The organism is Mycolicibacterium arcueilense (assembly GCF_058536225.1).
Genome location: NZ_JBZTYL010000007.1, coordinates 95,121 through 107,829, shown reverse-complemented (window position 1 = coordinate 107,829; position 12,709 = coordinate 95,121). Strand labels below are relative to the sequence as shown.

Annotated in this window: 12 protein-coding genes; 4 read left to right on the top strand and 8 right to left on the bottom strand. The window is 65.5% G+C overall.

The window, feature by feature from the left end; all coding sequences use genetic code 11:
- Positions 1-32 precede the first annotated feature (32 nt).
- The 4 genes from ddaH to AC4LGL_RS04590 are packed head-to-tail and all read left to right on the top strand — an operon-like array spanning position 33 to position 4,578.
- The gene (gene ddaH, locus AC4LGL_RS04605; protein WP_491837832.1) at positions 33-917 is read left to right on the top strand and encodes a dimethylargininase; all 885 of its coding nucleotides are present in this window, start codon (positions 33-35) and stop codon (positions 915-917) included.
- Positions 914-2,164: an ornithine--oxo-acid transaminase gene (gene rocD, locus AC4LGL_RS04600; protein ID WP_491837831.1), complete on the top strand. Its 1,251-nt coding sequence runs from the start codon at positions 914-916 to the stop codon at positions 2,162-2,164. Before ddaH ends, rocD begins: the two co-directional genes overlap by 4 nt.
- Positions 2,165-2,191: 27 nt before the next feature.
- Positions 2,192-3,700 carry an amino acid permease gene (locus AC4LGL_RS04595; RefSeq protein ID WP_491837830.1) on the top strand — a complete coding sequence of 503 codons (1,509 nt, stop codon included), beginning with the start codon at positions 2,192-2,194 and terminating at the stop codon, positions 3,698-3,700.
- Positions 3,697-4,578: a universal stress protein gene (locus tag AC4LGL_RS04590; protein WP_491837829.1), complete on the top strand. Its 882-nt coding sequence runs from the start codon at positions 3,697-3,699 to the stop codon at positions 4,576-4,578. Before AC4LGL_RS04595 ends, AC4LGL_RS04590 begins: the two co-directional genes overlap by 4 nt.
- A gap of 10 nt (positions 4,579-4,588) precedes the next feature.
- On the opposite strand, the gene AC4LGL_RS04585 is transcribed toward AC4LGL_RS04590, so the two are convergent.
- The 8 genes from AC4LGL_RS04585 to AC4LGL_RS04550 form a co-directional block, all read right to left on the bottom strand.
- Positions 4,589-5,443 carry a mycofactocin-coupled SDR family oxidoreductase gene (locus AC4LGL_RS04585; RefSeq protein WP_491837828.1) on the bottom strand — a complete coding sequence of 285 codons (855 nt, stop codon included), beginning with the start codon at positions 5,441-5,443 and terminating at the stop codon, positions 4,589-4,591.
- Positions 5,444-5,578: 135 nt separating this feature from the next.
- Positions 5,579-6,415 (bottom strand): SHOCT domain-containing protein, encoded by an 837-nt coding sequence (locus tag AC4LGL_RS04580; protein ID WP_491837827.1) that lies wholly within the window; start codon positions 6,413-6,415, stop codon positions 5,579-5,581.
- Positions 6,416-6,471: 56 nt separating this feature from the next.
- Entirely contained in the window at positions 6,472-7,296 is an 825-nt protein-coding gene (locus tag AC4LGL_RS04575) for a cutinase family protein (RefSeq protein ID WP_491837826.1), read from the bottom strand.
- Between the two features lie 172 nt (positions 7,297-7,468).
- Positions 7,469-8,659 carry an elongation factor Tu gene (gene tuf, locus AC4LGL_RS04570; protein ID WP_491837825.1) on the bottom strand — a complete coding sequence of 397 codons (1,191 nt, stop codon included), beginning with the start codon at positions 8,657-8,659 and terminating at the stop codon, positions 7,469-7,471.
- Between the two features lie 87 nt (positions 8,660-8,746).
- Entirely contained in the window at positions 8,747-10,849 is a 2,103-nt protein-coding gene (fusA, locus tag AC4LGL_RS04565; protein ID WP_055110021.1) for an elongation factor G, read from the bottom strand.
- 87 nt (positions 10,850-10,936) lie between these two features.
- Positions 10,937-11,407: a 30S ribosomal protein S7 gene (gene rpsG, locus AC4LGL_RS04560; protein WP_003881868.1), complete on the bottom strand. Its 471-nt coding sequence runs from the start codon at positions 11,405-11,407 to the stop codon at positions 10,937-10,939.
- A complete protein-coding gene (rpsL, locus tag AC4LGL_RS04555; protein ID WP_003881867.1) occupies positions 11,407-11,781 on the bottom strand; it encodes a 30S ribosomal protein S12 in 375 nt (124 codons plus the stop codon). The genes rpsG and rpsL overlap by 1 nt, the downstream gene beginning before the upstream one ends.
- Positions 11,782-12,051: 270 nt before the next feature.
- Complete coding sequence (locus AC4LGL_RS04550) at positions 12,052-12,675, bottom strand: TetR/AcrR family transcriptional regulator (protein WP_055110023.1); 624 nt, start codon at positions 12,673-12,675, stop codon at positions 12,052-12,054.
- Positions 12,676-12,709: the final 34 nt, after the last annotated feature.

Here is a 12,709-nt window from a genome sequence, read left to right as displayed (position 1 = left end):
ATTGCGTCACAGCCGCTTCATATCGTCGAATCATGACGATTTTCGATGAAGTCATGCCTGAGACTGCGCCCGCAGCCGGGGTCGCAGCACCGACCCGGACCGCAGTGCCACCCGCGCGGACCGCGACCAACCGCCACTACGCCATGACCGCCCCGCAGTACTTCACCGTCGAATACGCCATCAACCCGTGGATGGACACCGCCACCCCCGTGGACACCGCGCTCGCACTGTCACAGTGGGAAACGCTGCGCCGGGTGTACGCCGATCTGGGCCACACCGTTGACCTGGTGACCCCGCGCGCCGGTCTGCCCGACATGGTCTACGCCGCCAACGGCGGCTTCCTGATCGGCGACACCGCCGTAGTCGCCCGCTTCGCCTACCCCCAGCGCGCCGGTGAGGCCGACGCCTACGCCGAGTGGATGACCGCCGCCGGCTACCGGACCGTGTTCACCGATCACATCAACGAGGGCCAGGGCGACCTGCTGCTCGTGGGGTCAACCCTGTTGGCCGGATACGGTTTTCGCACCGATCGACACGCCCACGACGAGATCGCGGCCGTTACCGGCCTTGACGTGGTCAGCCTCGAACTCGTCGACCCGCGGTTCTATCACCTCGACACCGCGCTGGCGGTACTCGATGATTCGACCATCGCCTACCATCCCCCGGCCTTCAGCGCCGAGGCCCGAAAGCGTCTGACCGGACTGTTCGGCGACGCGATCGAAGTGGGCTCCGCCGACGCCTTCGTCCTCGGCCTCAATGTCGTGTCCGACGGCCGGCACGTCGTGATGCCTGCCGCCGCCACGGGATTCGCCGACCAGCTGCGCCGGACCGGCTTCGAGCCGATCGGCGTCGACCTGTCCGAACTCCTCAAAGGCGGCGGATCCGTCAAATGCTGCACCCTGGAGCGATATCGATGACCATGCTGGACAGGGTGGACAACCAGGCCACCCCGGACCCTGCGACCGCCGCCGCGATCACGCTCGACGATCGCCACGTCGCCCACAACTACGCACCACTGCCCGTAGTTGCCGAAAGCGCCGAAGGCGCCTGGATCACCGATGTGACGGGCCGCCGCTATCTCGATTGCCTGGCCGCCTATTCGGCGGTCAACTTCGGTCACCGCAATCCGGAGATCATCGCCGCCGCCCACGCTCAGCTGGACCGGCTGACGCTGGTGAGCCGCGCCTTTCACTCCGACCGGCTCGGGCCGTTCGCCGAGGCCCTGGCCGGGCTGTGCACGAAAGACATGGTGTTGCCGATGAACAGCGGCGCCGAGGCTGTGGAGAGCGGTATCAAGTTGGCCCGCAAGTGGGGCACCGACGTCAAGGGTGTGAAAGCCGACAGCTCGAATATTGTCGTAGCGCACAACAACTTCCACGGTCGCACCACCACCATCATCAGCTTCTCCGACGACGACACCGCCCGCCGCGGGTTCGGGCCCTACACGCCCGGCTTCCGCTCGGTGCCGTTCGGCGACCATCTGGCGCTGGCCGACGCGATCGACGAGAACACGGCCGCCGTCCTGATCGAGCCGATCCAGGGAGAGGCGGGCATCATCGTCCCGCCCGCCGACTACCTGCCACGTGTCCGCGACATCTGTACCCGCAACAACGTGCTGATGATCGCCGACGAGATCCAGTCCGGCCTGGCCCGCACTGGGCGCACCTTCGCCTGCGATCACTGGGGTGTGGTTCCCGACGTGTACCTGCTCGGCAAGGCCCTGGGCGGCGGCGTGGTGCCGTTGTCCGCAGTCGTTGCCGACCGCGACGTCCTCGGTGTGCTGCACCCCGGCGAACACGGCTCGACCTTCGGCGGCAATCCCCTGGCGACCGCCATCGGCACGACCGTGGTGGGGATGCTGCGCCGCGGCGAATTCCAGCTCCGTTCAACCAAACTCGGGGAGCAGCTGCACAATCGGCTCACCGGGTTGATCGGGGACGGGGTGACGGCCGTGCGTGGCCTGGGCCTGTGGGCAGGGGTGGACATCGACCCGGATCTGGGCACCGGAAAGCAGTTCGGCCTGGCGATGGCCGAGCGCGGCGTGCTGGTGAAGGACACCCACGGATCGACGCTGCGGTTCGCCCCACCCCTGGTGGTGACCGCCGACGAGCTCGACTGGGCCGTTGACCAATTCGCTGACACCCTGGCCGAGGCGCGCCGATAATCGGTTGACCGGCCGCAAGGAGGCACCATGTCCGCCCCAGCCAACAACCTGACCAGCCAGATGTTGCGGCGCAGGCCGGTCATCGGAGCACCTGTCGCCCACGGCGCGTCCGACCACCTCAAACGAAGTATCGGCACATTCCAGCTGACCCTGTTCGGCGTCGGCGCCACCGTCGGCACCGGCATCTTCATCGTGCTGCAGCAGGCCGTCCCCAAAGCCGGTCCCGCAGTGCTGGTCTCATTCGTGGTGGCCGGCATCGCGGCGGGGCTGTCGGCCATCTGCTACGCGGAAATGGCGGCGGCCGTGCCGGTTTCGGGCTCCACCTACTCCTATGCCTACACCACCATGGGCGAGTTCATCGCGATGGGCGTCGCCGCCTGCCTACTGCTCGAATACGGCGTCTCGATGTCGGCCACCGCGGTCGGCTGGAGCGGCTATCTCAATCAACTGCTGGACAACCTCTTCGGCTGGCGGCTGCCACACGCCCTTTCTGCGGCCCCCTGGGGCGACAACCCCGGACTGATCAACCTGCCGGCAACGGTCCTGATCCTCATGTGTGCGCTCCTGCTGATTCGCGGTGCCAGCGAGTCCGCCGCGGTCAACACCGTCATGGTGCTCCTCAAACTGTGTGTGCTCGGCATGTTCGTGGCCATCGCGTTCACCGCGTTCACCACCGATCACTTCGCCGGGTTCTGGGAGAAAGGATTCACCGGCATCACCGCCGCCGCCAGCACCATCTTCTTCACGTTCATCGGCCTGGACGCGGTATCCACCGCAGGCGACGAGGTGAAGAACCCGCAAAAGACCATGCCGCGGGCGATCCTCGGGGCGCTGATCGTCGTCACCAGCATCTACATCCTGGTGGCGTTCGCCGGCCTGGGCACGCAGTCCGCCGACGAATTCGGTTCCGACGAGCAGTCCGAGGCCGGATTGTCGGTGATGCTCACCAACATCCTGCACGGACAGACCTGGGCCAGCACGGTGCTGGCCATGGGCGCGGTGATCTCGATCTTCTCGGTGACCCTGGTGGTGATGTACGGCCAGACCCGCATCCTGTTCGCGATGGGACGCGACGGCCTGCTGCCGCCGATGTTCGCAAAGGTGAACCCGCGCACCATGACTCCGGTGAACAACACCATCGTGGTCGCCGCGGTGACCGGCACCCTGGCCGGATTGGTGCCGCTGGACTACCTGTGGGACCTGGTGTCGATCGGCACCCTGGTGGCATTCATCGTGGTGTCGGTCGGGGTGATCATCCTGCGGGTGCGTGAACCGGATCTACCGCGGGCCTTCAAGGTTCCCGGTTACCCGGTGACACCGGTCCTTTCGGTGTTGGCCTGCCTGTTCGTGCTCTACGGCCTGCCACACATCACCTGGCTCTGGTTCAGCATCTGGGTCGCCTTCGTCCTGGCGTTCTACCTGCTGTGGAGCCGCCATCACAGCGCATTGAACGACGGCGGCGACGGCTATATCCCGGGCGCGGCGGCCGGTGAGGACGACGTCATGACCACGCCCGGAACCGAGGACAGCCGATGACCGTCGTCGTCGGGTATCTGGCAGGCAAGGGCGGAGCGTCAGCACTGCACCTCGCAGTCGGCGCGGCCCGCACCCTGAACACCTCACTGGCCGTGGCCACCGTCGTACCGCGGCCGTGGCTGAACCCGTCACCGGCGCGCGTCGACGCCGAATATGCCGAGTACGCAGCGCAGTTGGCAGCGTCATCGGCCGAGCAGGCGCGGCAAACCGTGTCCGCACTCGACGATCGTCTCGACGTCAGCTTCCACAAGTTCGCGCACCGGTCGGTTTCCGGCGGGCTGCTGGACGCCGTCGCCGAACTGGACGCCGAGCTGCTCATACTCGGCTCGGCGGCCGAAGGCCGATTGGGCCAAGTGGTGGTGGGCTCGACCGCCGACCGGCTGCTGCACTGCTGCCCGGTTCCGTTGGCGATCAGCCCGCGCGGGTACCGTCGGCCGAAATCTGGTGCGCTGGCACGCATCACGTGTGCCTATCCCGGCTCGCTCGAAGCGGTGGCGGTGGTTCGGCAGGTCGCCGACCTGAGCCGGCGACTGGCTACGCCCATGCGCCTGGCGACATTCGCAGTGCGGGGACGCAACATGTACCCACCGACCGTCGGGCTGCATGCCGAGGACGCGATCCTGCAGGAGTGGGTGAAACAGGCCCAGCAGGCGATGATCCGGCTCAGAGACGAAAAGGTGATCGGCGACGACGTCGATCTGAAGGTTGTCACCGGCAACGACTGGAGCGAGGCGATCGACGCCATCGACTGGATCGAGGGCGAGATCCTGGCGATCGGAACCTCGCCCGGCGGCGCGGTTGCCCGGGTTTTCCTGGGCTCGCACGGGTCAAAGATCCTGCGGCACAGCCCGGTTCCGGTCCTGGTGCTGCCGGGCTGAGCCAGCGCGGTCAGTACTTGAGCACGCCGCGGTCCACGGCGATCTGGCTGCCCGACAGAGTGGCCGAACCGTCGCCGGCCAGCCAGGCCACCACGTCGGCGACCTCTTCGGGTGCCATGAACGCGGCGAGTCCCTCGTTCTTGCCGTCGGTCACCTTGTGATACGGCATCGGGGCGAAGCTGTGCAGGAAGCTCGGGAACTTGGAGAAGATCTCGGCCATGGCTTCCGGCTCGATCATCGGAGTGTCGATCGAGTAGGGATGGATCGAGTTGACCCGGATGCCGAACTCGCCCACCTCGAGAGCCAGTGTGTTGGTCAGCGCCACCAGTCCGTGCTTGGAGGCGGCGTAGTGACCGTTGCCCGGGGTGGCTTTCACCCCGGCCGAGGAGCTGACGATGATGATCGATCCGCCGTTGCCGGCCTCGATCATGGCGGGCACGGCGGCCCGGATGGTCCGCCAGGTGCCATTGAGGTTGACGTCGATGACGGTGTCGAACTGCTCGGGGCTCAGCTCCCACAACCGGCCCCAGCTGAGTACACCGGCGTTGGCCACCACGACGTCGAGCCGGCCGAACTGCTCGACGCCGTCGGCCACCACCTGCTGCTGGGCCGCCAGGTCGCGGATGTCGACCTCGCGAGCGAGCACCTTGCGGCCCGCGGCCTCCACGGCGGCGACGGTCTCGGCCAGATCCTCCGATGTCGCGGCCGGATAGGTGATCGTGCCGTCGACGGGCCGGCAGACATCGATCGCGATGATGTCGGCACCCTCGTTGGCCAACCGCACCGCGTGCGCGCGCCCCTGTCCGCGGGCAGCGCCGGTGACGAATGCCACGCGACCTTCCAGTGTTCCGTTACCTGCCGCCATCCCAGGGTCCTTTCAGTGAGCCTCGCCACAGGCTAACAGCAGAAGTAGAACGTGTTCCTGGCCGATACCGATCAGTGGGAAGACCGCCGATCGGGGCTGGTCACCGGGGCCTGCGCGGGTTCATCCACCGCCTGATCAGAGATCGGCGATGATCTGCTGTCGTTTCGAGGTGTACTCATCCTCGCTGATGGCGCCCGTCGCACGTAGCGTCTCCAATTCCTGGAGCCGTTGGGCTGTCGACGGTGCCGGTGGAGCCATGAACGGAGCTGCCGCAGGTGCGGCAGCCGAAGGCGCAGGTGCCGGCGCCTGTTGCGCGGCCGCGCGCCGCACGACGGCCTGAACCTGCTCGCGGGCCGCCGGGTTGGCCCGCAGATCGACCATGTTGTTGATGGCGATGCCGTGAGACTTGAGGATCTGCAGGATCTCCATCAGCGGGCCGGACTGACCGGTCAGGTCGTAGGTCTTGTTCTCCTCTGCGATCGTGAACGTCGCGGGCATCAGACCGCTGACCAGACTGCTTCTCTCCCAATCGATCCGGTACTCGTTGGTGGTCGGGTCGACCAGGGCGACCAGTTTGCGGTTGGTGATCATCGGTAGCCGCGACACCGAGGCGAGCACCCGGTCCTGGGTGGCGAATGGCGCGATGCCGGGTCCCGAGATCTGCAGGTCGAGCTTCACCAGCGGCTGCTCGTTGATGCGGGTGCCGGTCTCGTGGATGCCGGTGACCTGGGCCAGGGCCAGCACACCGACCTGTTCGAGTTTCTCGTTCTGCGCCGCCGATTTCGAGCCGGCCGCCGTGATCCCCAGCGCTATCAGGATGTCGATCGCGGTGATCAACAGGCCCATCCAGAACATCCATTTCATCATCGGATCGCCGCCTGCGACGAAGTAGATGACCAGGAAGATGGGGCCGACGATGCCACACATCAGCACGAAGGCCTGAATGCGTAAGTACCGCAGGAATGTGGACATCGCAGGCTCCTGCCGTCGGTTGGGCGCCATCAGACTAGCGCCAACAGCCGCCGAGATCAGGAGTGAACGACTCCATCCGTCGGGCCGCCCAGCGGCACGGTCTGCTGTTGCATCGGTGAGGGGCCCAGCATCCGGTACAGCGGCCAGGTCCAGCGGTAGCCACCGCCGCTCGAACGGGCGTAGCTGGTGTGCACGGCTATCGCGGTGGCGGTCACCTCGTCGGCGTCCGAATCGTAATCACAGACCGCGTCACCGCGATCGCACACGCTGATGGTGCGACTGCCGACCGAGGGCGACATCGGGCCCGGAGCATGAGCCAGGATCGGCCAGTCCTGCGCTACACCCTTCCTGGTGCTCACTGCGGTGGCCGTGCCAAGGTTCACGGTGGGATCGGCCGGCAGGCGGTCACCGTCGGCGACCAACAGAGCGGCAGCCAGATTCGGGCTGCCCGCCAACCCGGCCAGATTGCGGTGCACGACCATCGCGCCCTGCGAATACCCGGCCAGCACGACCTCGCTGGAGGGGCACTGCTGGGTGAATGCCGCGTATTGGTTGCCCAGCGCCGCCACCCCGGCGTCGACACTGCTCATGAAACCGCCCCAGCCCAGCACATCGCCGTCCGCCGGCACCGGCGCCGCCGGGTAGGCCACCGCCTCGGCCGTGATCGTCCGACCGTCCTGCTGCACCCACTGGGACAGATCACGAAGGGAGTTGTAGACCACCCGGCCCATGCCGGCATCAACCGTCGGATCGTCACGCTCACCCGAACCGGCGACGCCGATCCAGTGCACGTCCGGGCATCCCGGCGCGGCCTGCGCCGCGCCCGCCGCAAACCCGACCGCCGTCCCGGCCAGCACGATAGCCGAAGCCACCGAGGCCATTGCCCATATCCGTCGCGCCATGTGTGTCCCCAACCCGTGTAGCTCACCTATGCAATAAAGATCGTCTCACTTATCACAGGCGTTACACCGGACCCAGCAAGAACACACCGGAAATACAAAAGCGGCGCTCACCCGAAGGTGAGCGCCGCTTTCGCAGTGCTAGGTCAGATCGTTACTTAACGATCTTGGTAACGCGGCCGGCGCCGACGGTACGGCCACCCTCGCGGATCGCGAAGCGCAGGCCCTCGTCCATGGCGACGGGCTGGATCAGCTTGACGGAGATGTCGGTGTTGTCACCGGGCATCACCATCTCGGTGCCCTCAGGAAGGGTCACCACGCCGGTCACGTCCGTGGTACGGAAGTAGAACTGCGGGCGGTAGTTGTTGAAAAACGGCGTGTGGCGGCCGCCCTCGTCCTTGGACAGGATGTAGACGCTGCCCTCGAACTCGGTGTGCGGGGTGGTGGTGCCGGGCTTGACCACAACCTGGCCACGCTCGACGTCCTCGCGCTTGATGCCACGAACCAGCAGACCGACGTTGTCGCCCGCCTGGCCCTGGTCGAGCAGCTTGCGGAACATCTCCACACCGGTGACGGTGGTCTTGGTCGTGGTCGGGCGGATGCCGACGATCTCGACCTCTTCGTTGACGTTGATCACGCCACGCTCGACGCGACCGGTCACCACGGTGCCACGACCGGTGATGGTGAAGACGTCCTCGACGGGCATCAGGAACGGCTTGTCGGTCTCACGAACCGGGTCCGGGATCGACTCGTCGACGGCCTCCATGAGGTCCTCGACCGACTTGACCCACTTCGGGTCGCCCTCGAGCGCCTTCAGCGCGGAGACGCGGATAACCGGGGCATCCTCGTCGAACTCCTGGGCGGCCAGCAGTTCGCGGACCTCCATCTCGACGAGCTCGAGGAGCTCCTCGTCGTCGACCATGTCCGACTTGTTCAGCGCCACGAGGATGTAGGGCACACCCACCTGACGGCCCAGCAGCACGTGCTCGCGGGTCTGCGGCATCGGGCCGTCGGTCGCGGCGACCACCAGGATCGCGCCGTCCATCTGGGCGGCACCGGTGATCATGTTCTTGATGTAGTCGGCGTGACCGGGGGCGTCCACGTGGGCGTAGTGCCGCTTCTCGGTCTGGTACTCCACGTGGGAGATGTTGATCGTGATGCCGCGCTGACGCTCTTCAGGCGCATTGTCGATCTGGTCGAATGCGCGCGACTCGTTCAAATCGGGGTACTTGTCGTGCAGAACCTTGGTGATTGCTGCAGTCAGCGTCGTCTTGCCGTGGTCAACGTGACCGATGGTCCCGATGTTGACGTGCGGCTTCGTCCGCTCGAACTTCGCCTTCGCCACTGTGGTGTCCTCCTGGACTTGTTGGTGCTTTGGTTAAAGCAATGATGATGTGTTCAGTTGTGAGCCGCGACAGTTGCCGCGACGAGCTTACTGACCCGTCGCCTTCGCGATGATCTCCTTCGACACGTTCGCCGGAACCTCGGCGTACGAGTCGAACACCATGGAGTAGTTAGCCCGGCCCTGGGTCTTCGACCGAAGGTCGCCGACGTAGCCGAACATCTCCGACAGCGGCACCTGCGCCTTGACGACACGCGCACCGCTGCGCTCCTCCATGGCCTGGATCTGACCACGGCGGGAGTTCAGGTCGCCGATCACGTCACCCATGTAGTCCTCGGGTGTAGTGACCTCGACAGCCATGATGGGTTCCAGGATGACCGGCTGGGCCGCCTGAGCAGCCTTCTTCAGCACCTGCGAACCCGCCACCTTGAACGCCATTTCCGAGGAGTCGACCTCGTGGTAGGCGCCGTCAAGCAGCGTCACCTTGATGTTCACCAGCGGGTAGCCGGCCAACACGCCGTACTGCATGGCGTCCTGCGCACCGGCATCCACCGAAGGGATGTACTCGCGCGGGATGCGGCCACCGGTGACCTTGTTCTCGAACTCGTAGGTGGCACCGTCCTCGCCGATGAACGGCTCCAGGTCGATGAGCACCTTCGCGAACTGGCCGGAGCCACCCGTCTGCTTCTTGTGGGTGAATTCGACCTTCTCCACCTTGCGGCGGATGGTCTCGCGGTAGGCCACCTGCGGCTTACCGACGTTGGCCTCAACCTTGAACTCGCGACGCATGCGGTCCACCAGGATGTCCAGGTGCAGCTCGCCCATACCGCCGATGACGGTCTGGCCGGTCTCCTGATCCAGGTGCACCTTGAAGGTCGGATCCTCTTCGGCGAGCTTCTGGATCGCAGTGCCCAGCTTCTCCTGGTCACTCTTGGTCTTGGGCTCGATGGCCACCTCGATCACCGGATCGGGGAAGGTCATCGACTCCAGCACGACCTGCTGGTTCGGATCGCACAGGGTGTCACCAGTGGTGGTGTCCTTCAGGCCGATCACGGCGTAGATGTGACCAGCGGAGGCCGACTCGACCGGGTTCTCCTTGTTGGCGTGCATCTGGAACAGCTTGCCCAGGCGCTCCTTCTTGCCCTTGGTCGCGTTGATGACCTGCGCACCGGACTCGACCTTGCCCGAGTACACGCGGACGTAGGTGAGCTTGCCGAAGAAGGGGTGCACGGCGATCTTGAACGCCAGCGCGGCGAACGGCTCGTCGGTGGACGGCTTGCGCAGAACCTCTTCGTCCTCCTTGCCGGGGACGTGGCCCTTGACGGACTCGACATCCAGCGGCGACGGGAGGTAGTCGATGACGGCGTCCAGCATCGGCTGCACACCCTTGTTCTTGAACGCGCTGCCACACAGCACCGGGTACAGCTCGCTGGCCACGGTCAGCTTGCGGATGGCGCCCTTGATCTCGTCGATCGTGAGCTCTTCGCCGCCCAGGTACTTCTCCAGAAGCGCCTCGTCGGTCTCGGCGACCGTGTCCATCAGCTCGCTGCGGTACTCGGCGGCCTTGTCGGCCAGATCCGCGGGGATCTCGACGGTCTCGTAGCTCTCACCGAGCTTGGTCTCGCCGCGCCACACCTTGGCGTTCATCTCGACCAGGTCGATGATGCCCTCGAAGTCGTTCTCGGCACCGATCGGCAGCTGGATCACCAGCGGCTTGGCGCCGAGGCGGTCCTTGATGGTCTGCACGGTGAAGTAGAAGTCCGCGCCGAGCTTGTCCATCTTGTTGACGAAGCAGATCCGGGGCACGTCGTACTTGTCGGCCTGACGCCACACCTGCTCGGACTGGGGCTCAACACCCTCCTTGCCGTCGAAGACGGCAACGGCACCGTCGAGCACACGCAGGCTGCGCTCCACCTCAACGGTGAAGTCGACGTGCCCGGGGGTGTCGATGATGTTGATCTGGTTGTTGTTCCAGAAGCAGGTGACGGCTGCGGAGGTGATGGTGATACCACGCTCCTGCTCCTGCTCCATCCAGTCGGTGGTGGAGGCACCGTCGTGCGTCTCACCGATCTTGTAGTTGACGCCGGTGTAATAGAGGATGCGCTCTGTCGTCGTCGTCTTGCCGGCGTCGATGTGCGCCATGATGCCGATGTTGCGGACCTTGTTCAGGTCAGTCAGCACGTCCTGTGCCACGGAAGTCTTCCCAACTCTTTCGCTTGCTTGATTAGGTGTTCGATTGCGCGCGTACCGGCACCCGACGCTGGATGCCGGGCGCGGGTATCACCAGCGGTAGTGCGCGAAAGCCCGGTTCGCTTCGGCCATCTTGTGAGTGTCCTCACGGCGCTTCACAGCTGCACCCAGACCGTTGCTCGCATCCAGGATCTCGTTGGCGAGGCGCTCGATCATGGTCTTCTCACGACGGGCCTTGGAGAAGCTGACCAGCCAACGCAGAGCCAGGGTGGTGGAGCGATCGGGGCGAACCTCGACCGGAACCTGGTAGGTGGCACCACCGACGCGGCGGCTACGCACCTCGAGGGCGGGCTTGACGTTGTCGAGCGCACGCTTGAGGGTGACGACCGGATCGGTGCCGGTCTTGTCGCGAGCCTGCTCCAGCGCACCGTAGACAATGCGCTCCGCCAGTGACTTCTTGCCGTCCAGCAGAACCTTGTTGACCAGCTGGGTGACCAGCTGCGACCCGTAGACCGGATCGTTGACCAACGGACGCTTCGGCGCGGGACCCTTGCGCGGCATCAGCTCTTCTCCTTCTTGGCGCCGTAGCGGCTACGGGCCTGCTTGCGGTTCTTGACGCCCTGGGTGTCCAGCGACCCGCGGATGATCTTGTAACGGACACCCGGAAGGTCCTTCACACGACCGCCGCGCACCAGCACCATCGAGTGCTCCTGCAGGTTGTGGCCTTCACCGGGGATGTAGGCGGTGACCTCAACCCCACTGGTCAGCTTGACGCGCGCGACCTTGCGAAGCGCCGAGTTCGGCTTCTTCGGGGTGGTGGTGTACACGCGGGTGCACACGCCACGGCGCTGCGGGCTGCCCTTGAGGGCCGCGGTCTTGACCTTCGCGACCTTGTCGCGGCGACCCTTGCGGACCAGCTGGTTGATGGTTGGCATGTACCGGCTTTCTCTGTGTTGCTCTCTACTGTTCTAAGTCTCTGTACTGCAGTTATCCCCCGGCCGCGTACCCCGCGTCCGGGCGTGTCGCACGTGCTTACACCGGTGGAATTCCGATGCGTGTTAGACATGCAGATTGGCCCGGCGTGCGGGCACGCTTGCGAAACACTCAGCCGCAGGCGTCTTCCGGCCAGGCACGATCTACCACGATACCAGGGCTGGCCTCGCCGAACCAAACCCGCTCACGACGACCTATTCCCAGGTCAGACGCTACGACTCTCGCTGCCCCATACCGGCGGCCAGTCGTCGCAGCATATCGGTGAATACGGCATCGGTGTCGATATCGTCCATGACACCCGTCATTTCCAGCAGTACGAAGCCGTGCAGAGCCGACCAGAACTGCAGTGCGGCGTAGAAGGCATCCTCGCCTTCCAGCCCGTAAGACGTCAGCACCTGGATGACCGGTCCGGCCGCGTTCCTGGTGGCAGCCGAGTACTCCGGATCGTCACCGCCGAACGGCATCCGGGTGAAGGCCGAGTAGCGACCCGGATGGTGGTGGGCGTAGCTGCGATAGGCACTGGCCATCACCGACACGGCATCGTCACGGGTGCGGCCGGAACCGACGGTGTTGAGCATCTCGATGATGTCGTCGATCACGCGCATCCGGACCGTGCGTCGCAGGTCGTCCAGGCTGTCCACGTGGTTGTAGAGCGACGGGCCCTTCGTGCCGAGCTGGTTGGCCAGGGCATTGATGGTCAGCGCGTCCCAACCCTCGCGGTCCAGGAACGTCAACGCCGCATTGACAATCGCGTCACGGCTGAGCTTCGTCGTCCGTGCCGGCCGTGACGGAGAACGTCGAGTGCCAGCCGCCTGTGGCTCCGGCCGAGCTGACATGTAGGTACTGCCTTCGAGTCGATGTGATCGACCC